This window comes from Streptomyces capitiformicae (genome assembly GCF_002214185.1).
In the GTDB taxonomy this organism is placed as follows: domain Bacteria; phylum Actinomycetota; class Actinomycetes; order Streptomycetales; family Streptomycetaceae; genus Streptomyces; species Streptomyces capitiformicae.
In genome coordinates, this window is sequence record NZ_CP022161.1 from 3,054,206 (window position 1) to 3,078,901 (window position 24,696).

At 71.6% G+C, this 24,696-nt stretch carries 22 protein-coding genes and 2 pseudogenes; 18 read left to right on the forward strand and 6 right to left on the reverse strand.

What is annotated here, in order from left to right:
* Nucleotides 1-9: 9 nt before the first annotated feature.
* Together CES90_RS13555 and bioD are read left to right on the forward strand one after the other, a co-directional pair.
* On the forward strand, nucleotides 10-1,290 hold the full coding sequence (locus CES90_RS13555; RefSeq protein WP_189785013.1) for an adenosylmethionine--8-amino-7-oxononanoate transaminase: 1,281 nt from the start codon (nucleotides 10-12) through the stop codon (nucleotides 1,288-1,290).
* Nucleotide 1,291: 1 nt separating this feature from the next.
* A complete protein-coding gene (gene bioD / locus CES90_RS13560) occupies nucleotides 1,292-2,011 on the forward strand; it encodes a dethiobiotin synthase (protein WP_189785014.1) in 720 nt (239 codons plus the stop codon).
* 254 nt (nucleotides 2,012-2,265) lie between these two features.
* On the opposite strand, the gene CES90_RS13565 is transcribed toward bioD, so the two are convergent.
* The gene (locus CES90_RS13565) at nucleotides 2,266-4,419 is read right to left on the reverse strand and encodes a helix-turn-helix transcriptional regulator (RefSeq protein ID WP_189785015.1); all 2,154 of its coding nucleotides are present in this window, start codon (nucleotides 4,417-4,419) and stop codon (nucleotides 2,266-2,268) included.
* A gap of 169 nt (nucleotides 4,420-4,588) precedes the next feature.
* Between CES90_RS13565 and CES90_RS13570 the strand changes: the two genes are divergently transcribed.
* Both CES90_RS13570 and CES90_RS13575 read left to right on the forward strand, forming a co-directional pair.
* On the forward strand, nucleotides 4,589-5,275 hold the full coding sequence (locus CES90_RS13570; protein WP_189785016.1) for an esterase/lipase family protein: 687 nt from the start codon (nucleotides 4,589-4,591) through the stop codon (nucleotides 5,273-5,275).
* 124 nt (nucleotides 5,276-5,399) lie between these two features.
* Complete coding sequence (locus CES90_RS13575; protein ID WP_189785017.1) at nucleotides 5,400-6,068, forward strand: class I SAM-dependent methyltransferase; 669 nt, start codon at nucleotides 5,400-5,402, stop codon at nucleotides 6,066-6,068.
* A gap of 23 nt (nucleotides 6,069-6,091) precedes the next feature.
* On the opposite strand, the gene CES90_RS13580 is transcribed toward CES90_RS13575, so the two are convergent.
* Together CES90_RS13580 and CES90_RS13585 are read right to left on the reverse strand one after the other, a co-directional pair.
* Nucleotides 6,092-6,466 (reverse strand): fic family toxin-antitoxin system, toxin component, encoded by a 375-nt coding sequence (locus tag CES90_RS13580; RefSeq protein WP_189785018.1) that lies wholly within the window; start codon nucleotides 6,464-6,466, stop codon nucleotides 6,092-6,094.
* A 4-nt stretch (nucleotides 6,467-6,470) separates the two neighbouring features.
* Nucleotides 6,471-6,710 carry a toxin-antitoxin system HicB family antitoxin gene (locus CES90_RS13585; RefSeq protein WP_149824006.1) on the reverse strand — a complete coding sequence of 80 codons (240 nt, stop codon included), beginning with the start codon at nucleotides 6,708-6,710 and terminating at the stop codon, nucleotides 6,471-6,473.
* A 218-nt stretch (nucleotides 6,711-6,928) separates the two neighbouring features.
* Here CES90_RS13585 and CES90_RS13590 point away from each other — a divergent pair, with 218 nt between their 5' ends.
* The 10 genes and pseudogenes from CES90_RS13590 to mug all read left to right on the forward strand — a co-directional run bounded on the left by CES90_RS13590 (nucleotide 6,929) and on the right by mug (nucleotide 17,548).
* Nucleotides 6,929-7,741 (forward strand): ABC transporter ATP-binding protein, encoded by an 813-nt coding sequence (locus CES90_RS13590; RefSeq protein WP_189785019.1) that lies wholly within the window; start codon nucleotides 6,929-6,931, stop codon nucleotides 7,739-7,741.
* Between the two features lie 4 nt (nucleotides 7,742-7,745).
* Nucleotides 7,746-10,319 (forward strand): ABC transporter permease, encoded by a 2,574-nt coding sequence (locus tag CES90_RS13595; RefSeq protein WP_189785020.1) that lies wholly within the window; start codon nucleotides 7,746-7,748, stop codon nucleotides 10,317-10,319.
* 51 nt (nucleotides 10,320-10,370) lie between these two features.
* A pseudogene (locus CES90_RS13600) lies at nucleotides 10,371-11,202 on the forward strand (TIGR03621 family F420-dependent LLM class oxidoreductase).
* A 55-nt stretch (nucleotides 11,203-11,257) separates the two neighbouring features.
* Entirely contained in the window at nucleotides 11,258-11,683 is a 426-nt protein-coding gene (locus CES90_RS13605) for a GNAT family N-acetyltransferase (RefSeq protein WP_189785021.1), read from the forward strand.
* A gap of 180 nt (nucleotides 11,684-11,863) precedes the next feature.
* Nucleotides 11,864-13,195 (forward strand): hemolysin family protein, encoded by a 1,332-nt coding sequence (locus CES90_RS13610; RefSeq protein WP_189785022.1) that lies wholly within the window; start codon nucleotides 11,864-11,866, stop codon nucleotides 13,193-13,195.
* Nucleotides 13,192-14,208 (forward strand): hemolysin family protein, encoded by a 1,017-nt coding sequence (locus CES90_RS13615; protein ID WP_189785023.1) that lies wholly within the window; start codon nucleotides 13,192-13,194, stop codon nucleotides 14,206-14,208. The genes CES90_RS13610 and CES90_RS13615 overlap by 4 nt, the downstream gene beginning before the upstream one ends.
* 94 nt (nucleotides 14,209-14,302) lie before the next feature.
* Nucleotides 14,303-15,094, forward strand: coding sequence for an SGNH/GDSL hydrolase family protein (locus tag CES90_RS13620; protein WP_189785024.1), 792 nt, complete (start codon nucleotides 14,303-14,305; stop codon nucleotides 15,092-15,094).
* A gap of 59 nt (nucleotides 15,095-15,153) precedes the next feature.
* Nucleotides 15,154-15,504, forward strand: coding sequence for a DUF4326 domain-containing protein (locus CES90_RS13625; protein ID WP_189785025.1), 351 nt, complete (start codon nucleotides 15,154-15,156; stop codon nucleotides 15,502-15,504).
* 59 nt (nucleotides 15,505-15,563) lie between these two features.
* On the forward strand, nucleotides 15,564-17,006 hold the full coding sequence (gene purB / locus CES90_RS13630) for an adenylosuccinate lyase (RefSeq protein ID WP_189785026.1): 1,443 nt from the start codon (nucleotides 15,564-15,566) through the stop codon (nucleotides 17,004-17,006).
* 44 nt (nucleotides 17,007-17,050) lie between these two features.
* Nucleotides 17,051-17,548, forward strand: coding sequence for a G/U mismatch-specific DNA glycosylase (mug, locus tag CES90_RS13635; RefSeq protein WP_229914056.1), 498 nt, complete (start codon nucleotides 17,051-17,053; stop codon nucleotides 17,546-17,548).
* Between the two features lie 57 nt (nucleotides 17,549-17,605).
* On the opposite strand, the gene CES90_RS13640 is transcribed toward mug, so the two are convergent.
* A complete protein-coding gene (locus tag CES90_RS13640; protein WP_189785027.1) occupies nucleotides 17,606-18,043 on the reverse strand; it encodes a hypothetical protein in 438 nt (145 codons plus the stop codon).
* Nucleotides 18,044-18,195: 152 nt separating this feature from the next.
* Here CES90_RS13640 and CES90_RS13645 point away from each other — a divergent pair.
* Together CES90_RS13645 and CES90_RS13650 are read left to right on the forward strand one after the other, a co-directional pair.
* Nucleotides 18,196-18,513: pseudogene (locus CES90_RS13645) on the forward strand (response regulator transcription factor); the annotation flags it as partial.
* A 156-nt stretch (nucleotides 18,514-18,669) separates the two neighbouring features.
* Nucleotides 18,670-19,827 carry an ROK family transcriptional regulator gene (locus CES90_RS13650; RefSeq protein ID WP_189785028.1) on the forward strand — a complete coding sequence of 386 codons (1,158 nt, stop codon included), beginning with the start codon at nucleotides 18,670-18,672 and terminating at the stop codon, nucleotides 19,825-19,827.
* A 154-nt stretch (nucleotides 19,828-19,981) separates the two neighbouring features.
* Here CES90_RS13650 and CES90_RS13655 read toward each other — a convergent pair whose 3' ends face one another.
* Nucleotides 19,982-20,743: a GntR family transcriptional regulator gene (locus CES90_RS13655; RefSeq protein ID WP_189785029.1), complete on the reverse strand. Its 762-nt coding sequence runs from the start codon at nucleotides 20,741-20,743 to the stop codon at nucleotides 19,982-19,984.
* A gap of 143 nt (nucleotides 20,744-20,886) precedes the next feature.
* Nucleotides 20,887-21,774, reverse strand: a complete 888-nt coding sequence (locus CES90_RS13660; protein WP_189785030.1) for an RNA polymerase sigma-70 factor — start codon at nucleotides 21,772-21,774, stop codon at nucleotides 20,887-20,889.
* 143 nt (nucleotides 21,775-21,917) lie between these two features.
* On the opposite strand from CES90_RS13660, the gene CES90_RS13665 reads away from it, so the two are divergent.
* Both CES90_RS13665 and CES90_RS13670 read left to right on the forward strand, forming a co-directional pair.
* Nucleotides 21,918-22,748 (forward strand): alpha/beta fold hydrolase, encoded by an 831-nt coding sequence (locus CES90_RS13665; protein ID WP_189785031.1) that lies wholly within the window; start codon nucleotides 21,918-21,920, stop codon nucleotides 22,746-22,748.
* Between the two features lie 229 nt (nucleotides 22,749-22,977).
* Nucleotides 22,978-24,573, forward strand: a complete 1,596-nt coding sequence (locus tag CES90_RS13670) for an alkaline phosphatase D family protein (RefSeq protein WP_189785032.1) — start codon at nucleotides 22,978-22,980, stop codon at nucleotides 24,571-24,573.
* Nucleotides 24,574-24,696 lie beyond the last annotated feature (123 nt).

A 24,696-nucleotide genomic window follows, 5' to 3' on the forward strand; every position in this document is an offset into this window, starting at 1 on the left:
CTGCGCCCCATGCCTGAGCTGAGCGTGCCCGAGCTGCTGGATCTCGACCGGCGGCATGTCTGGCATCCGTACGGGCCTATGCCCGGCCGGGTCGAGCCGCTCGTCGTGGAGGCGGCGAGCGGGGTACGACTGAAGCTCGCCGACGGCTCGGGCGAGCTGGTGGACGGCATGTCGTCCTGGTGGTCGGCGATCCACGGCTACAACCACCCGGTGCTCAACGAGGCGGCGCGCGAGCAGCTGGGCCGGATGAGTCATGTCATGTTCGGCGGGCTCACGCACGAGCCCGCCGTACGGCTGGCGAAGCGTCTTGTCGACATGTCTCCCGAGGGCCTGGAGCATGTCTTCCTGGCGGACTCGGGCTCGGTCTCGGTCGAGGTCGCGGTCAAGATGTGCCTGCAGTACTGGCGCTCGCTGGGCCGCCCCCGCAAACAGCGCCTGCTGACCTGGCGCGGTGGTTACCACGGCGACACCTGGCAGCCGATGTCCGTGTGCGACCCCGAGGGCGGGATGCACGAGCTGTGGCAGGGCGTGCTGCCCCGGCAGGTGTTCGTGGACGCGCCGCCGACGGAGTACGAGGAGTCGTACGCGGAGTCGCTGCGCTCGGCGATCGGACGGCACGCCGACGAACTGGCCGCGGTGATCGTGGAGCCGGTGGTGCAGGGCGCGGGTGGGATGCGGTTCCACTCCCCCGCGTATCTGCGGGTGCTGCGCGAGGCGTGCGACGCGCACGATGTACTGCTGGTGTTCGACGAGATCGCGACCGGTTTCGGGCGCACGGGCGCGCTGTTCGCGGCGGACCACGCGGCGGTGACGCCCGATGTGATGTGCGTGGGCAAGGCTCTGACCGGCGGCTACCTGACCATGGCGGCGACGCTGTGCACGGCACGGGTGGCCGACGGGATCTCGCGCGGCGAGGTGCCCGTGCTGGCCCACGGGCCGACCTTCATGGGCAACCCGCTGGCGGCGGCCGTCGCCTGCGCCTCGATCGAACTGCTGCTGGGGCAGGACTGGGCGGCGGAGGTCAAGCGGATCGAGGCCGGACTGAGGGAGGGGCTGGCGCCGGCGCTCGACGTACCCGGTGTGAAGGACGTACGCGTACTGGGCGCCATCGGCGTCGTCCAGCTCGACCACGGGGTGGACATGACGACGGCCACGGCTGCCGCCGTACGCGAGGGTGTGTGGCTGCGGCCGTTCCGCGATCTCGTCTACACGATGCCGCCGTACGTCACGGGCGACGAGGACGTGGCACGGATCGCCCGTGCGGTGTGCGCGGCGGCGCGGGAGGGGTGACATGACGGTCCTGGTGATCACGGGGACGGGTACGGAGGTCGGCAAGACGGTCACCACGGCGGCCGTCGCGGCGGTGGCGGTGGCCGCGGGTCGGTCCGTGGCCGTCCTGAAGCCGGCTCAGACGGGTGTACGGCCGGACGAGCGCGGCGACGCGGACGAGGTGGCCCGGCTCGCGGGCGCCGTGACCGCACGCGAACTCGCCCGCTATCCCGAGCCGTTGGCCCCCGCCACCGCCGCCCGACGCTCCGGGCTGCCTCCCCTGCACCCTGAGGACGTGGCCGAGGCCGCCGGGAAACTGGCCGCCGAGCACGACCTCGTGCTGGTCGAGGGCGCGGGTGGGTTGCTCGTACGCTTCGACGAGGCGGGCGGAACGCTGGCGGACGCGGCCCGGCTGCTGGGGGCGCCGGTGTTGCTGGTCGCCTCGGCGGGATTGGGCACGCTCAACACGACCGAGCTGACGGCGCGCGAACTGGCCGTTCGGGAGGTGGAGTTGGCGGGAGTGGTGATCGGCAGCTGGCCGCAGCGGCCCGACCTGGCGTCCCGTTGCAACCTGGCGGACCTTCCGGTGGTGGCGGGGTCTCCACTGCTGGGGGCGGTGCCGGAGGGGGCGGGGACGTTGGCGCCGACCACGTTCCGCGCGGAGGCCGGTAACTGGCTGGCGTCTGGCCTGGGGGGCGTGTGGGATGCCGTTTCCTTCACCACCGCGGAAGCCGCGCCTTAGAGACTCGCCGTAGGGGTGTGGCGATTGGCCGACTGCGGCTTCGTCGTGGCTGGTCGCGCAGTTCCCCGCGCCCCTTACGGGGCGCGACCCCCGTTCCTGGCTGCGGACAATCGTGCCGCTGAGGCGATGGGGGTACCTCCCGCTCGAGCGAAGCCTAGAGTGGGGGGAGGGTGGGCGCAGCGGCAACTCGCGGCGCCGAGTTGCGCAGCCCGCCCCCGCCCAGCCGCAGCTCCGGGCGCCCGGCATACCCACGCTCAGTCGCTGCCCTCCCCCAGCAGCCGCACCAGTTCGATCCTCGACCTGATCCCCAACCGGGCGAACACGCCCCGGAGATGATGGTCGATCGTTCGCGGGCTCAGCAGCAGCCGGGCCGCGATCTCACGGTTCGTCGCGCCCTCCGCCGCCATCCGCGCCACCATCAGCTGCTGGGCCGTGAGGCGGGTGGTGAGGTCCTCGGTGTCTCGGGTCTCGGCGGCGCGCTCGCCCAGGGCTCGGAGTTCGGCGCGAGACTGGGCCGCGCAGTGCGGGGAACCGAAGTGTTCGAAGGCTTCCAGGGCACTGTGGAGGCGGTCGCGGGCCTCGTTGCGGTTTCGGAGCCTGCGCAGGGCGCTACCGAACAGCAGTTCCGTGCGGGCGCGTTCGAAGTCGCGGGTGCCACCGGCGTGGAGGTCGAGGGCCGTGCGGTAGTGCTCGACGCCCTCCTCCCCGGTGGCCAGCAGCGCGCGGCCACGGGCGCTGAGGGCGAGGTCGTCGGCGCTGCGGACGGTGCGGGCCCAGCGGTCGTAGTCGGCGTGCGCGGCGCGGGCCACACGGGTGTCGCCCGTGCGGACGGCGGCCTCGACGTAGAGCGGGGTGGCGATGTGCCGGATGGCCCGGTGCCCGTGGCCCGGGCCGAATCCGGCGAGCGCGCGGAGGCGGGCCGCGGAGGCGGCGTAACGGCCGGTGCTCAGATCGAGGAAGGCGAGGGCGAACATGGCGAGGGCGGCGGGCAGTCCGAGTCCGCGCTCCAGGGCGTACGCCCGGGCGGACTCGGCGCGCTCCCGGCAGACCTTCTCGTCGCCGGTGACGGCCGCGAACATCGCGAGGGCGGCCTGGAGATGGCAGGCCCCGTTGTCCTGTCCGGTGGCGTAGGCCTGGCGCAGGGCGTCCACGGCGGCGGCCTCGGCGGCCTTGGGGCGCCCGGTCCAGAACTCGGCGTAGGCGCGGAACTCCATGGCCTGCGGCACGGTCACCGACTCGCCCCTGGCCCGGGCGGAGGTGGCGGCGCGGGCGGTGGCGGTGGCGGCGCGGGTGTGGTCGCCGAGGAGCAGGGCGGCGATCCCGGAGTGGATGAGCAGGGTGGGGTCGCCGCCGGGGCCGCAGCGTCCGGCGGCGGCTTCGAGGACGTCGCGGGCGTCGTCGTACCGCCCCTCGAACGCGGCGGCCAGCGCGCCCAGCGTGCTCGGCGGCAGGATCCCCAGCCGGTCGGCGACGGCGGCGGCCTCACGGCAGCGGCGTAGGTCCCCGGTGTAGATGGCGGCCTCGGTGGCTCGTGCCAACAAGTGGGCGGCGGTGTCCGAGGCCTGGTCGTGGCCGTGCCGGACGGTGGCGGTGAGCAGCGCGTCGAAGGCCTCGGAGGCGTTGCCCGCGCGCAGGGCGAGGAGACCGCCGAGGGCGTCGTCGTCGGTGGCCGCGACGAGGCGGCGGGCCCGGTCGCCGTCGCCCGACTGCCAGGCCTCGGCCGCCGCCTGGGCGAGCAGGGGCATGCGTTCGGCGGGCTCGGGGGTGAGCGTGGCGGCGCGTTCGGCGAGGGCGGAGGCCAGGGCGGGTTCGCCGATGGCACGTGCCACCCGTGCCGCCAACCGGAGTTCGGCGGCGAGGCGGCGGCTGGGCCCGAGGGCGGCGGCGGCCCGGTGCCAGGAGCGTCTGGGTCTTTCGCCCTCGCCGCTCAGGACACCGGCGAGCAGCCGGTGGGCCTCGCGTCGGTCGTCCACGGACGCGGACTCGTACACGGCGATCCGTGTCCAGGCGTCCCGGAAGACGATGCCCTGGGCGGTGGCGTGGGCGAGGCCCGCCGCTTCGGCCAGGTCGAGGGGGCGGGTGTCGAGCCGTGCCGCCGTGACGGCCCGCGCATAGGCGTGCGTGGGGATCGGGTACTGGTCGGCGGCGGCGAGGAGCAGCAGGAAGCGGGTGTCGTCGGGCAGGGCCCGTACGTCCCGCCGGTGGACGCGCAGGAGGGTGGGGGTGAGCGCGAGCGGTTCGGCGGGGAGTGGGTCGAGGCCCGCGGCCTGACGTTCGGTCAGGGCGGCGGCCAGTTCCGCGGCGGCTCGCGGGTCGCCGTGCGCGGCGTGCAGCAGGCGTACGCGCACGCCTTCGGCGAGCTCGGCCCGTACGGCCGGCTCGGCATCCGGGCTCGGCCACACGTTCATGGGGGGCAGTGGCGAGCGATGCGGAAGTTGTGGGGGGTTCACCGGAGTCACCACGCCCATCACGTTACTTGCGAGTTAATCAACCAGTAAAGACCGGCGATTTCGCCGATGCGGCGCGCGTAGACCCCACCTGACACTCCAGACCACCCCACCCGTTTCAGGAGGCTTCATGCATCGCCGCATGCGCCGCATCGCCACGGCCCTCGCGACCGTGACCACCACGCTCCTTCTGTCACTCTCCTTCTCCGCGACCTCCGCTCAGGCCGCCACCCACAACCCCGTTGTCTTCGTACACGGTTTGAGCAGTTCGTCCAGCAGCTGGGACGAATGGGTCGCGCACTTCAAGGCGGACGGCTACACGGCCTCCGAGCTGCACGCCTGGTCCTACGACTGGAGCCAGTCCAACGTCACGACGGCACGGCAGCTCCAGACCAAGATCCAGAGCGTGCTCGCCTCGACCGGCGCCTCCAAGGTCGACGTGGTCGTCCACTCGATGGGCGCGCTCAGCTCCCGCCACTACCTCAAGAACCTCGGCGGAACGGCGTACGTGGACGACTTCGTGTCCACGGCCGGTGTGAACCACGGGACGACCGTCGCCGGCTGGTGCCGTTGGCTGTACACGTCCTGCAACGAGATGTACACCGGAAGTTCGTTCCTGACCTCGCTCAACTCCGGTGACGAGACCCCGGGCAGCGTGTCGTACGCCAGCTACTGGTCGAACTGCGACGACGCGCTCACCCCGGACACCACCGCGATCCTGAGCGGTGCCACGAACGTCGAGGTCGGCTGTGTCTCGCACAACGACATGAACAACGACGAGGGCATCTACAGGCAGGTGCGGGCCTTCATCGCCTGACGCCCCCGGCAGTACGTCGTACGCCCCCGCCCGTCGCGTGGTCTCCTCAGGACGCGCGACGGGTGAGCCGGTGTTTCCCGGGGAAACAATCGCCGTAACTGCCGTCCTCCTCGGGAGGTCTGTCATGGTCCGCGCCACCAAGGACGCCGTGCACCACCCGCTGTTCGCCCGGTTCTACGCCAGACTGAGCGTGTCGGCGGAGCCGAAAGTCGGCCCGCTGCGCGACGAACTCCTCGCCGGGCTGTCGGGGCGGGTCATCGAGATCGGCGCGGGCAACGGCATGAACTTCTCCCACTTCCCGCGCACGGTCTCGGAGGTCGTGGCGATCGAACCGGAGCGCTCCCTGCGGCAGTTGGCCCTGGAGTCCGCTCTCCGCGCGGAGGTGCCCGTGGATGTGGTGCCGGGCGCGGCGGAGGCGCTGCCGGTCAAGAGCGAGGCGTTCGACGCGGCCGTGCTGTCGCTGGTGCTGTGCAGCGTGCGGGACGTACGTCGCTCACTCAGCGAGGTACGGCGCGTCCTGCGTCCGGGCGGTGAGCTGCGGTTCTTCGAGCACGGCAGGGGCGGCGGGCGCGCGATGCGCACGGCCCAGCGGGCCCTGGACCGTACGGTGTGGCCGCTGTTGTTCGGCGGCTGCCATGTGGCCCGCGATCCGGTGGGCGAGATCCGTGCCGCCGGGTTCGACATCGAGACGGTCAAGGAGCTGGTGACGCCCACGAAAGGGCCGCGGCTGCCCAGCTCGTACTACGTGACGGGCCGGGCACGGCGACCCGAACTCGGGGATTTGCGCGGGTAGTTCCTGTCAGGGACCGCTGCGGTTCACAGGCTCCATTGGCGCAGCTCCTGGGTGATGTCGTGCACCGTGGCCTCGCCGCTCTTGACCAGTTTGGCCAGTTCGCGCACCTGCTCGGCGGAGGTGACGACCTTGACGCCGCTGGCGACGAGATAGCCGTAGGCGACGGCGGAGGCGAACAGCGCGTTGGAGCGCTCCAGCGCCGGGACGTGTATGAGGAGTTGGAGGAGCGAGGCGGCTCGGGCGTGCGGGGTGTCGTAGACGGGAACGTCGAATATCTCGGCCTCGTGCCGGGCGACGGCCGCGACGAGGGCGCCCCAGTCGGTGACCTGGGGGTCTCCGGGCGTCTTCCGTTCGGCGACCATCAGGAGCCAGGCGAGGTCGATTCTGAGCTGGCTCAAGGGATCAGTGACGTCCCTCGCGCCGGCCCTCGAGCTCGGCACCGAACTCCTCGACGAAGACCGCCTCGTACTGCTTCATGAAATCGGCGGCGGACTCCACGAAGGTGTGGCCCACTTCCCCGGTGTCCTGTCTGACCAGCTCTTCTATGTACCGGTTCACACTCATCCCGCGCTCCAGGGCTCGCTCCCGGGCGGCTCGGGCCGTGTCCTCGTCCACCCGGACGTTCAACTGGGTCTTGGCCATGACATGACGCTAGCGCCGGAGTGCTAGCGGAGGCAAGGGCGCCTTGATGCCACGCCGCCCGCAGGGGCGCAACTGGATGCCCCTTACACCGATGACGGAAACCCTTCCTGGGGCGGAGGGGGCCTCGACCTTCGGGGGGATTCACGGTGTGGACTGGATCACATTAGGATCGTCCGAGAACGCCCGGAATTCGAACCAGTTCGAACCAGGAGGCCGTTTTGTCCACTGCTGCCGCTGAGCACGCCCTCGGCCGCGCGGAAGCCGACGGCGTCGCCGCCCGCGCCCGGGGCCTCACGAAGGCGTACGGCTCGGGCGAGACGACGGTTCTCGCCCTCGACGCGGTCGACGTGGACATCGCGCGCGGCCGCTTCACCGCGGTCATGGGGCCCTCGGGTTCGGGAAAGTCCACGCTCATGCACTGCCTGGCCGGGCTGGACACCGTGTCGGCCGGGCAGGTGTGGCTCGGGGAAACCGAGATCACCCGGCTCAGGGAGCGCGACCTGACGCGACTGCGCCGGGACCGGATCGGCTTCATGTTCCAGTCCTTCAATCTGATCCCCACGCTGAACGCGGCCGAGAACATCACCCTGCCGATGGACATCGCGGGCAAGAAGCCCGACGAGAAGTGGCTGGACCAGGTGATCGACACACTCGGGCTGCGGGACCGGCTGAAGCACCGGCCGTCCCAGCTCTCCGGCGGTCAGCAGCAGCGCGTCGCCTGCGCCCGCGCGCTCGCCTCCCGGCCCGAGCTGATCTTCGCGGACGAGCCGACCGGCAACCTCGACTCCCGGGCCGGACTCGAAGTGCTGGGCTTCCTGCGCGAGGCGGTCGACCAGCTGGGCCAGACGGTCGTCATGGTCACCCATGACCCGGGCGCCGCCGCCCACTCCGACCTGGTGCTCTTCCTCGCGGACGGGCGGATCGTGGACCGGATGGAGCGCCCCACGGCCGAGGCCGTGCTGGAGCGCATGCGTCTGTTCACCTCCTCCGGCACGTCCGGCGGCGATCCCGTACACCTCGACAAGGACTGAGACGGTGCTCAAGGCGACCCTTCGGAGTTTCCTGGCGCACAAGGGACGGCTGGTGCTCTCGGCGCTGGCCGTCATCCTGTCCGTGGCGTTCGTGGCGGGCAGCCTGATCTTCTCGGACACCGTCAGCCGCACCTTCGACCGGCTCTTCGCCTCCACCTCCGCCGATGTGACCGTGGGCCCGAAGGACGACGAGTTGGAGGGGCAGCTGCCGACGGGAGCGGTCGAGACCGTGCCGGCCGCGCTCGCGGAACGTATCGCCGGCGTCGACGGCGTCGAGGACACCCATGTCGACGCGGCGCTGGAGAACATCACGATCGTCGACAGCGAGAACGAGTCCGTGGGGCCGACGACGGGCGCCCCCACCATCGCCACCAACTGGTACGTCACCGACCGCAGCCCGGTCGAGCTGACCAGCGGACACGCGCCGGAGGGCCCCGGCCAGGCGCTGCTCGACGCTGATACGGCGAAGAACAAGGACGTGGAGATCGGCGACACGCTCACCGTGCTCGCCCAGCCCGGCTCCTTCGAGGTGAAGGTCGTCGGCATCGCCACCTTCACCACCACCAACCCCGGTGCCGCACTGGTCTTCCTGGACACCCCGACCGCACAGACCGAGTTGCTGGGCGACCCCGAGGCCGCCACGAGCATCTCGGTGACCGCGGCACCCGGCGTGAGCGACGAGCAGCTCAAGCAGCGGATCGCCGCCGAGCTCGGGCCGCGCGCGTACGAGTACCGGACCGCCGACGAGCAGGCCGAGTCGGCGGCGGCCTCGCTCGGCGGATTCCTCGACGTCATCAAGTACGTGATGCTGGGCTTCGCCGGCATCGCGACCCTCGTGGGGATCTTCCTCATCGTCAACACCTTCTCGATGCTCATCGCCCAACGCACCCGCGAACTGGGCCTGTTGCGCGCCCTCGGCGCCGACCGGCGGCAGGTACGCCGGTCCGTGCTCACCGAGGCGACGCTGCTCGGCCTGGTCGGGTCGACGCTCGGCCTCGCCGTGGGCATCGGGATGGCCTTCGGGCTGATCGAGCTCATGGGCGTCCTCGGGATGAACCTGAGCTCCGCCGAGATGGTGATCGGTGTGGGGACCCCGATCGCGGCGTACGTCGTCGGCCTCGGCGTCACCTTCGTGGCGGCGTATCTCCCGGCGCGGCGGGCGGCGACGGTGTCGCCGATGGCGGCGCTCTCGGACGCCGAGATCGCCGGGGTGGGCCGACCGCTGCACGTGCGCGCGGTGATCGGCGGGATCGTCGGTGCGGCCGGCGCCGCCGCGCTCGTGGGGTGCGCGGTGGCGACGGACACGGGTTCGGCGGCCTCGCTGCTCGGCCTCGGCATGGTCCTCACGCTCATCGCGACCGTCATCGCGGGACCGCTCCTCGTCCGGCCGGTGATCCGGGTCCTCGGCGGCGCGTTCCCGGCGCTGTTCGGCTCGATCGGCCGAATGAGCCAGCGCAACGCCCTGCGCAATCCGCGCCGTACCGGGGCCACCGCGGCCGCGCTGATGGTGGGGATCGCGCTGGTCGCCGGGATGTCCGTGGCGAGCGCGTCGATGACCAAGTCGTTCGACGACCAGATCGACAAGACGCTGGGCGCCGACTTCGTCGTCCAGAACCAGAACTTCATGCCGTTCCCGCAGGAGGTCACCGACAGGGTCGGCGACACGGCCGGCGACGCCGGTCTCGTCGTACGGCAGCGGTTCACCCCGGTCGAGGTTCGGCTGCCGGACGGCGAACGGATCGAGACGACCGCCGCGGCCTACGACTCCCGGCTCGACGAGGTCGCGAACGTCACCTACGCCGAGGGCGACAGCGCCGCCGCGCTGGCCGACGGCGCCATCGCGATGGACGTGGAGTTCGCGCGGGAGCACGACGTGACGGTCGGCAGCACGATCCCCGTGCGGTTCCCGGCCGGGAAGAACACCGAGCTGAAGGTGGGCGCGCTCACCGACCAGGACACCGCCGACGGCTTCGGGACGCAGGGCGGGCTGTACTTCGGGATGGAGACCATCGAGAAGTACGTGCCCGAGGGCCAGGACTCGGCGCTGTACGTCAACGCCGGCTCCGGGGTCGGTGCCGACGACCTGCGCGCGGACCTGGAGCGGACGCTGGACGAGTATCCGCAGGTGCAGGTCCGCGACCAGGCCGACTACAAGGAGCTGATCCGCGGCCAGATCGCCGTCCTGCTGTACCTGGTCTACGCGTTGCTCGGCCTCGCGATCGTCATCGCGGTGCTCGGTGTGGTCAACACCCTCGCCCTGTCGGTGGTCGAGCGCACCCGCGAGATCGGGTTGCTGCGCGCGATCGGGCTCGCCCGGCGGCAGTTGCGGCGGATGATCCGGCTGGAGTCGGTGGTGATCGCCGTGTTCGGCGCGGTCCTCGGGCTCGCGCTGGGGATGGTCTGGGGCGTGTGCGTCCAGCAGGTGCTGGCGTTGCAGGGCATGAAGGCGCTGGCCATCCCGTGGGGCACCGTCATCGCGGTCGTGGTGGGCTCGGCGGTCGTGGGCGTCGTGGCGGCGCTGCTGCCCGCGTTGCGTGCGTCCCGCATGAACGTGCTGGCGGCCATCGCGCACGAGTGAAGTACTCGCCGGTGTCTCGGTGCTCAAGTCCCTTTCAGGTGAGGAGAGTTCATGCCGCGCCCGTTCCGCTTCGGAGTCAGCCTGCTCAACCCCACGTCCGCCGAGGAGTGGCGAGCGAGGTGCCGCCGCGCCGAACAGCTCGGTTACGACGTGATCCTCGTCCCCGACCATCTGGGCATGTCGGCCCCCCTCCCGGCCCTGGTCGCCGCGGCGGAGGCGACCGAACGGCCCCGGCTCGGCACGTTCGTGCTCAACACGGGCTTCTGGAACGCCACGTTGCTGGCGCGCGAGATCGCCACCACGGACGCGCTGACCGACGGCCGCCTGGAGCTCGGGCTGGGCACCGGGTACGTCCGGGCCGAGCACGACAAGGCCGGGCTGCCGTGAGGGGGACGGCCGGTGAGCGCGTCGATCATCTCGTGCGCACGGTCGAGGAGTTGGACCGTCTCCTCGGCTCCGACGAACTCCCCCACTCTCGGCTGGGCTCGAGCGGGGGATCCCCATGCCGGGGCCCGCACAACGTCTCCGGGTGCCACTGCTGATCGGCGCCCACGGCGGCCGGATGCCGCGGATCACCGCCGAGCACGCGGACATCGCGGCGTTCACGGGCGCCCGCCCGGTGGGGGACAGTCGGCTCGAAGCGCTCACCGCGGAGGAGCTCGACGAACGGGTCGCCCGCTATCAGGAGTGCGCTTCCGGCCGCAAGGAACCGGCCGAGGTCAACCTGCTGATCCAGGTCGTCGAGATCACCGACGACCGCTCCGCCGAGATCGTCAACCAGGTGCTGGCACAGCGGGAGCGGTACGGCTTCTCGTATCTGACGGTCCTGGAGCCCAACATGGCGGTGTTCGCTCGGGTGGTGGAGGCCCTGAGCGGCCGATGACGTCCGGATCCTGGAATTCCAGGTCGCCGTCCGGTCCGCGTGATCGGATCACGCCATGACCGACCTGCGCATACGGGCCGCGACGCCCGACGACCTCGACGCCGTGCTCGCCTTCTGGAAGCTGTCCGCCGAGGGCACGAGCATCAGTGACGACCGCGACGGCGTGGAGCGCCTGGTGGCCCGGGACCCCGAGTCGCTGATCCTCGCCGAGGTGGACGGCGAGCTGGTGGGCACGGTGATCGCCGGCTTCGACGGCTGGCGGTGCCATCTGTACCGGCTCGCCGTGCACCCGCAACGACGGCGCCGGGGCATCGGCTCGGCGCTGCTGACCGCCGCCGAGGAGCGGTTCGTACGGCTCGGGGGGCGGCGCGGCGACGCGATGGTGCTCGTACGGAACGAGACCGCCCATCATGCGTGGCGCGCGGCCGGGTACGCGCCCGAGGAGAAGTGGCGGCGGTGGGTGAAGCCGCTCGCCGACTGAGGAACGTTCCACTTTGCCGATCCTTTACCATGGGTGGACCAGTCGACCTCTGCGGAAAGGTTGTGAGCGTCCGCCCATGGGCGAGCCTCCCAGTACCCGACCCGGCACACGTACCGGTGCCGGTAACCGACATCGCGCGTCCCTCCCGCCCCTGCCGGACCATGGGACGGAGGTGACCCGATGACCGAAGTGCTCCTCCTGCTCGTGGCGCTGCTGCTGTCGGTGGTCTGTGGCGCCTTCGTCGCCGCCGAGTTCTCGCTGACCACGGTGGATCGCGGCCGACTGGAGCGGGCCGTGGAGCGCGGCGAGCGGGGTGCCGCCGGCGCCCTCAAGGCCGTACGGAATCTGACGTTCCAGCTCTCCGGCGCCCAGCTCGGCATCACCGTCACCAACCTGGTCGTCGGCATGCTGGCCGAGCCGTCCATCGCCAAGCTGATCGCGGGCCCGCTGGAAGCGGTCGGCGTGCCGCGTTCCGCGGCCGGCTCGATCGCACTGGTGATCGGTACGGGCCTGTCGACCGTCGTCCTGATGGTCGTCGGTGAGCTGGTGCCGAAGAACTGGGCCATCTCCGCGCCGCTGCCCGTGGCGAAGCAGGTCGCGACCCCACAGCGCTGGTTCAGCGCGGCGTTCCGGCCCTTCATCGCCCACCTCAACAACACCGCCAACCGTCTGGTACGCCTCTTCGGTGTCGAGCCCGCCGAGGAGTTGGCCTCCGCGCGCGGCCCCCAGGAGCTGGCGGCCCTCGCCCGGCACTCGGCGAAGGAGGGCGCGCTGGAGGCGGACACCGCCGAGCTGTTCGTGCGCACCCTGAACCTGGCCGATCTGACCGCGGAGAACGTGATGACGCCGCGGGTCCAGGTCATCGCCCTGGAGGCCCAGGCGACCTGCGAGGACGTGGCGAACGCGACCCGGGCCACCGGTCTGTCCCGCTTCCCCGTCTACCGCGGCAGCCTCGACTCGGTGATCGGCACCGCGCACATCAAGGACGTCCTCGCCGTACCCGCCGAACGCCGGCTGCACACCTCCGTGGCGGAGCTGCTGCGCGAGCCGCTGCTCGTCCCCGAGTCACTGACCGTCGACCGGGTCCTGGACCGGCTCTCCGGCAAGCGCACGATGGCCGTCGTCATCGACGAGTACGGCGGGACCGCCGGCGTCGTGACGCTGGAGGACATCGTCGAGGAGGTCGTCGGCGAGGTGCGGGACGAGCACGACCCGCACGAGACGCCCGACCTGGCCCACGCCGGCACGGACGACGACGGCCGCGCGCTGTACTCGGCCGACGGCTCGGCCCGCACCGACCAGCTCGCGCGCGTGGGACTGCGGGTACCGGAGGGGCCGTACGAGACGCTCGCGGGTCTCGTCGCCACCGAGCTGGGCCGGATACCGGCCGTCGGCGACACCGTCGAGGTCGCCGGGTGGCGGCTGGACGTGGTGGACGCCTCGGGCCACCGGGCCGCACGGGTGCTGCTGCACGCGCCGGCGTTTTCCGCTGACGAGGAGGGGCAGCGATGACCGCCGTCCAGCTGCTGATCGGTTTCGCGACCCTGGTCGTCAACGCCTTCTTCGTGGGCGCCGAGTTCGCGCTGATCTCGGTGCGCCGCAGCCAGATCGAACCGTACGCCGACCAGGGCGACCGGCGGGCCCGCAGCGTGCTGTGGGGCCTGGAACATGTGTCGGCGCTGATGGCGGCCGCGCAGCTCGGCATCACGCTGTGCACCCTGGTCCTCGGTGTGGTCGCGGAGCCCGCGATCGAGCATCTCCTGGAGCCGGTGTTCCACGCCGCCGGCGTGCCGGAGGGCGCGGGGCACGCGGTGTCCTTCGTGATCGCGCTGACGCTCGCCACCTATCTGCACATGCTGCTCGGCGAGATGGTGCCCAAGAACATCGCGCTCGCGGAGCCGGTGCGCAGCGCCCTGCTGCTCGGCCCGCCGCTGGTGACCCTGTCGCGGGCACTGCGGCCGGTGATCTTCACGATCAACGCCTTCGCGAACGCCCTGCTGAAGCTCCTGCGGATCGAGACCAGGGACGAGGTCACGGCGACCTTCTCGGACACCGAACTGGCCCACCTCGTCCGGGACTCCAGCGAGGCCGGGCTCATCGACGACCGCGCCCAGGAGCGGCTGCACGACGCGCTGGAACTGGGCCGCAGGCCCGTGCGCGATGTCGTGCTGCCGCTGGAACGCGTCGTGTACGCACGCGTGGGCGTCACTCCGGAGGAGCTGGAGCGGCTGTCGGCCGAGTCCGGGTTCTCGCGCTTCCCCGTGGTGGACGAGGGGCGCCGGATCGTGGGCTATCTGCATGTGAAGGACGCGCTGGACGCGGCCCCTCGTGATGTGCCGTTCCCCGTCCGGGACATGCGGTCCATCGCCCGGGTCCGGGAGACCACACCCCTGGACGACGTGCTCACCGCGATGCGGCGCAGTCGTACGCATCTGGCGGCCGTGCAGGGCGCGGACGGGCGGCTCGCCGGGATCGTGACCATGGAGGACGTGCTGCGGGAGCTGTTCGGACAGCCCGCCGTCTAGGCCGTGTCGGCGGTGATGTGACGACACGGCCTGGGAGCGGTGGAAGGAGCCGACCGACCGCCGGGTATGTGCACGGGATAGCATCTCTGTCGCCATGCAGACGAACGCCACCCCTCCCGTGCACTCCAGCCTTGTCACGGTCGGCGACTCCTTCACCGAAGGCATGTCCGATCGGTTGCCCGACGGTTCGTACCGGGGCTGGGCGGATCTCCTCGCGGGCCGGATGGCCGCGCGGACGCCCGGCTTCCGGTACGCCAACCTCGCGGTGCGCGGAAAGCTGATCGGTCAGATCGTCGCCGAGCAGGTGGATGTGGCGGCCGCGATGGAAGCGGACGTGATCACACTGGTCGGCGGCCTCAACGACGCCCTGCGCCCCAAGTGCGACATGGGCCGGGTACGCGGCCTGCTGGAAGAGTCCGTGGAACGCCTCGCCCCCGCCTGCAAGCAGCTCGTCCTGATGCGCAGCCCCGGCCGCCGGGGCCCGGTCCTGGAGCGTTTCCGGCCGCGCATGGAGGAGCTGTTCGCCTGCGTCGACGAGCTGGCCGTCCGGCACGGCGCCCTCGTCGTCGACCTGTACGGCGCGCCCTCCCTGGGAGACCCCCGCATGTGGGACGTGGACCGGCTGCACCTCACCGCCGAGGGGCACCGCCGGGTCGCCGAGGCGGTGTGGCAGACCCTCGGATACGAGGCGGAGGACGCCGAGTGGCGTACACCGATGCCCGCGACGCCGCCGCCCGGATGGACCGCACGTCAGGTGGCCCACGCGCGGTTCGCCAGGCAGTACCTGCTGCCGTGGATCGGCCGCCGTCTCACCGGCCGCTCGTCGGGCGACGGTCTGCCGGCCAAGCGGCCCGAGTTGCTGCCGTACGAGGGGCCAGTAGCGTAAGGAGCCGTCGTAGCGGGAGGCCCGCCGTACCGGGAGGCCCGTCGTACCGGGAGGCGCGCGTGTCCACCACCGTGATCAATCTGAAGGGCCGGATCCGGGACTTCGGGCCCCGGCTGGAGAACGCCCCCGACGACGTGGTGTACGTCGGCCGCCGCTGGACGATGGGCCACTGGGACCTGCCGCAGCACCCGCTCTACAACCCGTTCCAGTACGACACCGCCAAGAAGAAGCGTGACGGGACGCGGGCCGAGGTCATGGCCAAGTACCGGGAGTACCTGCTGGCCGACCCCGACCTGCTGGCCCTGGTACCGGAGCTGCGCGGCAAGACGCTGGCCTGCTGGTGCGCGCCGGAGCTGTGCCACGCGGACATCCTGGCGGAGATCGCCGACGCCCCGGAGCGGGCTTCGTAGGTTCCTCCGAAGAGGCCCGCTGCGCTCACCTGCACGAATCGCCAGTAGAATCCGTCTACGTGACTTCTGCGCCAGCCAAGCCCCGCATCCCCAACGTCCTCGCCGGACGCTACGCCTCCGCCGAGCTCGCCACGCTCTGGTCGCCCGAGCAGAAGGTGAGGCTGGAGCGGCAGCTCTGGCTGGCCGTGCTGCGGGCTCAGAAGGACCTCGGCATCGAGGTTCCGGACGAAGCACTCGCCGACTACGAGCGGGTCCTCGACACCGTCGACCTGGCCTCCATCGCCGAGCGCGAGAAGGTCACGCGGCACGACGTGAAGGCGCGGATCGAGGAGTTCAACGACCTCGCCGGGCACGAGCACGTGCACAAGGGCATGACGTCCCGCGACCTCACCGAGAACGTCGAGCAGCTGCAGATCCGGCTCTCGCTGGAGCTGATGCGCGACCGCACGGTGGCCGTGCTGGCCCGCCTGGGCAAGCTCGCCGGTGAGTACGGCGAGCTGGTCATGGCCGGCCGCTCGCACAACGTGGCCGCGCAGGCCACCACCCTCGGCAAGCGTTTCGCGACCGGCGCCGACGAGCTGCTGGTGGCGTACGGCCGGGTCGAGGAACTGCTCGGCCGGTACCCGCTGCGCGGCATCAAGGGCCCGGTGGGCACGGCGCAGGACATGCTCGACCTGCTGGGCGGGGACGCGCCGAAGCTGGCCGAGCTGGAGCAGCGGATCGCCGGGCACCTGGGCTTCTCGCAGGCGTTCACCTCCGTCGGCCAGGTCTACCCGCGCTCGCTGGACTACGAGGTCGTGACCGCGCTGGTGCAGCTGGCGGCGGCTCCTTCGTCGCTGGCCAAGACGATCCGGCTGATGGCCGGGCACGAGCTGGTCACCGAGGGCTTCAAGCCCGGCCAGGTCGGTTCCTCCGCGATGCCGCACAAGATGAACACGCGGTCGTGCGAGCGCGTCAACGGCCTGATGGTCATTCTGCGCGGCTACGCGTCGATGACCGGCGAGCTGGCCGGCGACCAGTGGAACGAGGGCGACGTGTCCTGCTCGGTGGTGCGCCGGGTGGCGCTCCCCGACGCGTTCTTCGCGCTCGACGGTCTGCTGGAGACCTTCCTGACCGTCCTCGACGAGTTCGGTGCCTTCCCCGCCGTCGTCGCGCGTGAGCTGGACCGCTATCTGCCGTTCCTCGCCACGACCAAGGTGCTGATGGGCGCCGTGCGCGCGGGCGTCGGCCGTGAGGTCGCGCACGAAGCGATCAAGGAGAACGCGGTGGCATCGGCGCTGGCGATGCGCGAGCAGGGTGCCGAGCGCAACGAACTGCTCGACAAGCTCGCCGCCGACGACCGCATCCCGCTGGACCGTGCTCAGCTCGACGCTCTCATGGCCGACAAGCTCTCGTTCACGGGCGCCGCGGCCGACCAGGTCGGCGTCGTCCTCGGCCGGATCGAGGAGATCGTGAAGCAGCGCCCGGAGGCCGCCGGTTACACGCCGGGAGCGATCCTCTGACGCGCTTCACCCAGGCCGAACTGGAGGCCGCCCGCAACCGGCTGGTGCCGGATGTCGTCGCGGACGGCCTCCGGGTCCTTTTCTGCGGCATCAACCCGGGGCTGATGACGGCGGCCACCGGTCACCACTTCGCCCGCCCGGGCAACCGCTTCTGGCCCGTCCTCCATCTGTCCGGCTTCACGCCCCGCCTGCTGAAGCCGTCCGAGCAGCACGAGTTGCCGTCGTACGGGCTCGGCATCACGAACGTGGTCGCCCGGGCGACGGCACGCGCAGATGAGCTGACGGCGGCGGAGTACGTGGAGGGCGGGCGGCTGCTCACCGCCAAGGTCGAGCGGTTGCGGCCGCGCTGGCTGGCGGTGGTGGGAGTGACCGCGTACCGGGCCGCCTTCGGCGACCGCAAGGCCGCGATCGGGCCGCAGGAGCGGACGATCGGGGACTCACGGGTGTGGGTGCTGCCCAATCCCAGTGGGCTCAACGCGCATTGGACGGCGGCGACGATGGCCGAGGAGTTCGGGCAGTTGCGGGGGGCGGCGGAGGGCTGAGCGCCGAGGGGTCGCCGCGAGAGGGTGACCGCCGAGGGGCCGCGGGAGGTCAGCCCGTCACGGCGGGTCTGTCTCCGTTATCAGGGCGACCAGTTGGAACGGCAGCTCCTTGTCCCACTGCGAGACACCGAGGGCGACCCAGCGGCCGTCGACCTGCCAGAGGTGCACGTTCGGGACGTGACAGCTGAGCACCCCCCAGGGCTCGGGTATGTCCTCGCCTTCCATGGACCGTTCGAGGACGCTCCACAGGCTGAAGACGTCCGGCGCTCCCCAACGATCGGCCAGCCTCTGCGACAGGGCGTCCCGGTCCGCCTCGTACTGGTCCTCGGTCTCCTCCCGCCCCGTGCCGTCGTCCTCCCAGAAGTCGCCGCTCGTCTGTAACTCGGCGAGGTGATAGCCGGGTCCGGCCGTGCCGACGTCCGACCGGCCGGACTCCGCGGGGAAGTCCTCGGAGCACAGCCGGTCGATGACGGCGAGGTGCTGCGCGATGCTCATGGGATCCAGTAAAGCGGGCACCACTGACAATTGGCGGAGCGTCACGCGTCCCGGCGCCGTACGCTCCACGCCCCGCCGCCGGCGCGCGGCCGCCGATCGTCCTTCCGCTCGTCGACGACGAACCCCTCGTACGCGCCGGTCCGCGTGCCGTTCTGCAGGTCCCGGCGTCGGTACGGCAGTTGGCGGCCTAGTACGGCGACGAGGGCGGCAACCGGGTGGCGCGGGCGGCCATGGAACGGGCCGCGCTGAGCGAGCGGGAGATGGAACGGGCCGCGCTGACCGAGCGGGAGGCGGAGGTGCTGCGGCTGATGGCCCGGGGGCTGTCGAACGCGGAGATCGCCGCCCGGCTGATCGTCGGCACCGAGACGGTGAAGTCGCACGTCAGCGCCGTACTGGCGAAGCTCGGGGCGCGGGATCGTACGCAGGCCGTGATCGCGGCGTACGAGTCGGGGTTCGTGGCGCCCGGCTGAGGCGGGCGGGCACGGGCATGGTGTGGGGCCTCGCCGGTCGGGGGTGACGGGCGGCGGGGCGAAACCGTCGCAGGTCGGGTGCACCGGGCACTCGCCGCGGCTCGCCCCGACGAGTACGATCCGGGCCAATATGCGCGCGAGCTGGGAGGACGGACGTTGGGGCGACTGACCGGCGGGGATCCCTCTCTGCTCCGAAGAATCAACTCGGCGGTGGTGCTGCACGCGCTGCGGGCCACGGACCGGGCGACGCTCACCGAGATCACACGGGTCACCGGGCTGTCCCGGCCCACGGTCGAAGGTGTCGTCGAGGGCCTGGTCGAGGCCGGGCTCGTGGTCGAGCAGGCCGCCGAGGAAGGTGCCGCGCGACGGCAGGGGCGGCCGGCGCGGCGGTACCGGTTCCGGGCGGAGGCGGGTCATCTGCTGGGGGTGGACCTGGGCTCCCACCGGGTGACCGCGCTGCTCTCGGACCTCGACGGGCGCATGCTGGGCTCGCTCTCCAAGGACGTCTCCGAGACGGCGACGGCGGACGAGCGGCTGGAGCGCCTGCGCTCGACGGTGGCGGAGCTGCTCCGCAGGTCGGGGGTCTCCCGTGGTTCGCTGCGCGCGGTCGGCGTGGGCAGTCCCGGCATCGTGGAGGCCGACGGCACCGTACGCCTGTGCACGGCCCTGCCGGAGTGGACGGGGCTGAATCTGGGCGAGCTGCTGAGCCGTTCCTTCAAGTGCCCGGTTCTGGTGGAGAACGACGCCAACGCGGCGGCGGTCGCCGAGCACTGGAAGGGCGCGGCGGTCGACTCCGACGACGTGGTCTTCGTGCTGGCGGGGCTGAGCCCGGGCGCGGGTTCGCTGATCGGCGGTCGGCTGCACCGGGGCTACGGCGGTGCGGCCGGGGAGATCGGGGCACTGCATCTGCTGGGCCGGGAGGCCACTCCGGAGGCGTTGTTGTCGACCACGGGCGAGCCGCTGCATCCGCTCGACGAGCAGGCGGTCGCCGAGGTCTTCAAGCACGCGCGCGAGGGCGACGAGCGGGCCCGCGCTGCCGTCGACCGCTTCATACGGCGGCTCGTCCACGACGTCGCGGCGCTCGTCCTGGCCCTCGACCCCGAACTGGTGGTCGTCGGCGGCTGGGCGACCGGCATCGACGACGTCCTCGATCCGTTGCGGCACGAGCTGGCCCGCTACTGTCTGCGCCCGCCCCGGGTGGCCCTGTCCCAGCTGGGTGAGACGGCCGTCGCCATCGGCGCGCTACGGCTGGCCCTGGACCATGTCGAGGAACAGCTGTTCGCGGTGGAGAGCACGGTGACGGCGCGGCGCTGATCCGACGTCGGACCACCGACTTCCCCCTGCTCACGCGCAACGCTCACGCACAACGCCGCGCCCCGGAGGACCGAGGCGCGGCGGATGCGGCTTGCGGCTTGCGGCTTGCGGCTTGCGGCTTGCGGCTTGCGGCTTGCGGCGGGGGCCGACGGCGTCAGGACGCGCGGCGCTCCGGGCCGTGGTGGATCTCGACGCCGCCCGAGTCGCCGAAGGTCAGGCGGCAGGTGTCGGCGCGGTAGGTGGCCATGGAGACGGCGGCGGTGCGTCCCTCGGCGAAGAAGCGGGTCGTGACGACCAGGACGGGCGCGCCGGGCAGCCGGTCGAGTTCCTTGGCGTCGTCCGCGCGGGCGGAGCCCAGCTCCACCGAGCGGTCCTGGCCCTCCAGTTCCAGGCGCTGCAGCTCGCGCAGCACCGCACGCGCGCGTGCGGCACCGGAGGGCGCGTCTATGGCGGAGAGGGCGGGCACCGAGTCCGCCGGGATGTAGAGCAGCTCGGCGGCGACGGGCTGGCCGTGGGACATACGGGAACGGCGAACGACGTGCACCTGCTCGCCGTGCAGGGTCTCGAGGATGTCGGCCACGGCGGCGGGCGGTGCCGCCTCCGTGCAGTCCACGGCCTGCCAGGCGTCGCCGATGGCGCCCGGCCAGGCGTGCTGTTCGCCGCCGACGGCGACGCCCACGCGCGGCGGGGCGACGGTGGTGCCGACGCCGCGCCGGCGCTGCAGCCTGCCCTCGAGTTCGAGCTGTTCCAGGGCCTGGCGGAGTGTGGCCCGGGCGACGCCGAAGCGGGCCGCGAGGTCACGTTCGTTGGGCAGGATCTCGCCCACCGAGAACTCGGAGTCCAATGCCTCACTGAGCACGGTCTTCAGGTGCCAGTACTTAGGTTCCGGCACCGATTCAAGCTGCTGGGTCCCCACCCTGTCCTCCGCTGCTTCGCCGTGGCCCGGTGGCGTTTTTAGCGCCCTTGTTTATTAAAGGTTGTTGCACTTTCTTGCGACCATAGGGCGGCCCCCACCCTTGGTCAAGACCAATCCGCCAACCCCCGGCGCGCCCCGCCGGTCTACTCGTCCACCGTCAGGGAGAGCAGCTTCTCGGGATTGCGCACGATGTAGATGCACTGGATGCGGCCGTCGGCGACCTCAAGCTGGAACACGCTGTCGACCTTGCCGCCGGACAGGACGACCAGGGCGATGCCGCCGTTGATCTCCATGTAGCGGAACGTGGCGTCCGCGATGCCCTGGCGGGACGCGCCGTGCACGAACCGTCCCACCTTGTCGGCGGATTCGATGACCCGCGCGGGGGCCTTGGCCAGGCCGCCGCTGTCGCCCACCAGGCGGACGTCGGGGGCCAGCAGCGACATGAGGCCGTCGAGGTCGCCGCCGGCCGCCGCCGCGAGGAACCGCTCGGTCAGCTCACGGCGTTCGGCCGGGTCGACGTCGTAGCGCGGCCGCCGCTCGTCCACGTGCTTGCGGGCCCGTCCGGCGAGCTGGCGGACGGCGGGCTCGGCACGGTCGAGCATGGCGGCGATCTCGGCGTACGGGTATCCGAAGGCCTCCCGCAGCACGAACACCGCGCGCTCCAGGGGCGAGAGGGACTCCAGGACGACGAGGACGGCGAGCGAGACGGTGTCGGCGAGCACGGCCCGTTCGGCGGTGTCCGGGACGACGTTCATGTAGTCGGTGACGTACGGCTCGGGCAGCCACGGACCGGGGTAGGCCTCCTTACGGGACTGCACCTGGCGCAGCCTGTCGATGGCGAGCCGGGTGGTGACGCGGACCAGATAGCCGCGGGGTTCGCGCACGTCGGTCCGGTCGGCGGCGGACCAGCGCAGCCATGCCTCCTGGACCACGTCCTCGGCGTCGGCGACCCGCCCGAGCATGCGGTAGGCGACTCCCATGAGGACGGGGCGGTGCTCTTCGAAGACGTCGATCACGGTTTCTGTGGTCACCGTTCCATCCCATCCCGAGGCGTACGGCGGTGTCCAGTGGGCTTGTTACCGTCGGGGACTACCCGCCGGTAGCAGTTGCTGACAAGCTGTCTACGAATGCCGTACGTCAGCGCGCCCCACCCTCACAGACGAGGAGTCGCACCATGTCCGCCATGGTCTGCTTCAACGTTCCCTCCCCGCTCGGCCCGCGGCCCGTGACGGTCTCCTACGCGCGCGAGGGCGCCGGCGAACCGCTGCTCCTGCTCCATGGCATCGGCCACCACCGGCAGGCCTGGGACCCGGTCACCCACATCCTGGCGGCCGAGCGCGAGATCATCACCGTGGACCTGCCCGGTTTCGGCGCCTCCCCGGGGTTGCCCGCCGGCCTCCCGTACGACCTGACGACGACGACCGCCGTGTTCGCCGCGTTCTGCGAGGCGCTGGAAATCGAACGCCCTCATGTGGCGGGCAACTCCCTCGGCGGTCTGCTCGCCCTGGAGCTGGGCCGCGAGAAGCTCGTACGGTCCGTCACCGCCCTCTCCCCGGCCGGGTTCTGGAACGAGACGGAGCGGCGCTACGCCTTCGGCATCCTGCTCGGCATGCGGCGCATCTCCCGGCGGCTGCCGCTGCCGCTGGTCGAGCAGTTGTCCCGTTCGGCGGTCGGCCGTACGGCCCTGACGAGCACCATCTACGCCCGCCCGGGCCGCCGTTCGCCCGAGGCGGTGGTCGCCGAGACGCTCGCGCTGGCGCGGGCCACCGGGTTCGACGAGACCCTCCGGGCCGGGGCCACCGTCCAGTTCACGGACGACATCCCCGGGCTCCCGGTCACCGTGGCCTGGGGCACCAGGGACCGACTGCTCCTCCCCCGTCAGGGCGTACGCGCCAAGCACGTCATCCCCGGCGCCCGCCTGATCCGGCTGCCCGGCTGCGGCCACTGCCCGATGAACGACGACCCCGCTCTCGTCGCCCGGGTGATCCTCGACGGCAGTCGCTGACGGCTGCGGGCGCTGCCCTCCGACAGGGGCGACACGCGCTGGTCGTCGCCCTGGGCCTGGTCGCCGCCCGCGCCCTGCCCCAGCCCGTCACCCGGCGCAGCACCCTGCGTTCGTCATCGGGTCCCTTGGCGGTGCGGTCAGTTGTTCACTTGTGGTTTCCGTGTGCGCTGCGGCGCACCAGTAGTTGTGACAGTGCACATTGGCCGAATCCGTCGCTGGAGGCGCATTCATGTCACACCGTCCCTCGGGTTTCCTGCCCGGCCGCCGCAGCGTGCTGCGCGGCTCGCTCGCCGCGTCGGCGGCGCTGGCGCTGCCCGCCTCCGCCGCGCTCGGTTCGGCACCGGCCTTCGCCCTGTCGGGTCGGCCGAAGGCCGGCTGGGGTGTGCAGACCGGCGACGTGAGCGCGCACTCCGGGCTGGTATGGGTGCGTGCGGACCGCCGGGCGCGGATGATCGTCGAGACCTCCGCCACGGAGTCGTTCCGCAAGGCGCGCAGATTCCACGGCCCGCTGCTCGGCGCCGACACGGACTTCACGGGTACGACGCGGCTGCGGGGCCTGCCGGCGGGCGAGCAGATCCACTACCGGGTGCTGCTCGCCGACCCCGACGACCCGCGGCGCACCGGTGAACCCGTCACCGGCACGTTCCGTACGACTCCGGTGAAGCGGCGCGACGGGGTGCGGTTCGTCTGGTCGGGCGATCTGGCAGGACAGGGCTGGGGCATCAACCCCGACTTCGGCGGCTACCGCATCTTCGATGCGATGGGCAAGCTGGACCCGGACTTCTTCCTGTTCAGCGGTGACACCGTGTACGCCGACGGGCCGATCTCGGCGACCGCGGCGCTCCCCGACGGCGGCACCTGGCGAAACGTCACCACCGAGGAGAAGGCGAAGGTCGCGGAGACGCTCGCCGAGTTCCGGGGCAACTTCCGCTACAACCTGCTGGACGAGAACCTCAAACGGTTCAACGCCCAGGTCCCGTCGATCGTGCAGTGGGACGACCACGAGGTCACCAACAACTGGTACCCGGGTGAGACCCTCACCGACGCCCGGTACACCGAGAAGAGTGTCGACGTGCTGGCGGCGCGGGCACGGCGGGCGTTCAGCGAGTACTTCCCCATCTCCACGCTGCGGCCGGGCGCCCGGGAAGGCCGTGTGCACCGGGTGTTGCGCCACGGCCCGCTGCTCGACGTGTTCGTGCTGGACATGCGGACCTACCGCAACGCCAACTCGCCCGGCACACAGACCACCGACCCCCAGGGCATCCTCGGCGCCGAGCAGTTGGAGTGGCTCAAGCGGGAGCTGTCCCGGTCGCGGGCGGTGTGGAAGGTCATCGCCGCCGACATGCCGCTCGGACTGCTCGTACCGGACAACGGTGACGGCAAGCCGAACATCGAGGCCGTGGCGCAGGGCGACCCGGGCACGCCGCTCGGGCGTGAGCTCCAGATCGCCGAACTGCTGCGGTTCGTCAAGCACCGGAAGATCACCGGCACGGTGTGGCTGACGGCCGACGTGCACTACACCTCCGCCCAGCACTACCAGCCGTCCCGGGCCGCCTTCACCGACTTCGAGCCCTTCTGGGAGTTCGTCTCCGGCCCGCTAAACGCCGGCGCGTTCCCGGCGAACGCCCTTGACAACACCTTCGGCCCCGAGCGCGTGTTCGTGAAGGCGCCGACCACCGCGAACGTGTCACCCGCGGGCGGCTACCAGTTCTTCGGCGAGGTCGACATCGACGGCGACAGCGGGGAGTTGACGGTACGACTGCGCGAGCAGGACGGCACCGTGCTGTACACGAAGGTGCTCCAGCCGGGGCTCGTCGGGCAGTGACGGGCGCGGTGTAGCCGCCCGCAGTCACTGTCACTGTCACTGTCGCCGTCGCCGTCGCCGTCGCCGTCGCCGTCGCCGTCGCCGTCGACAGCGTTTTCGCAGGTCAGAGCCGATTGTCAGTGG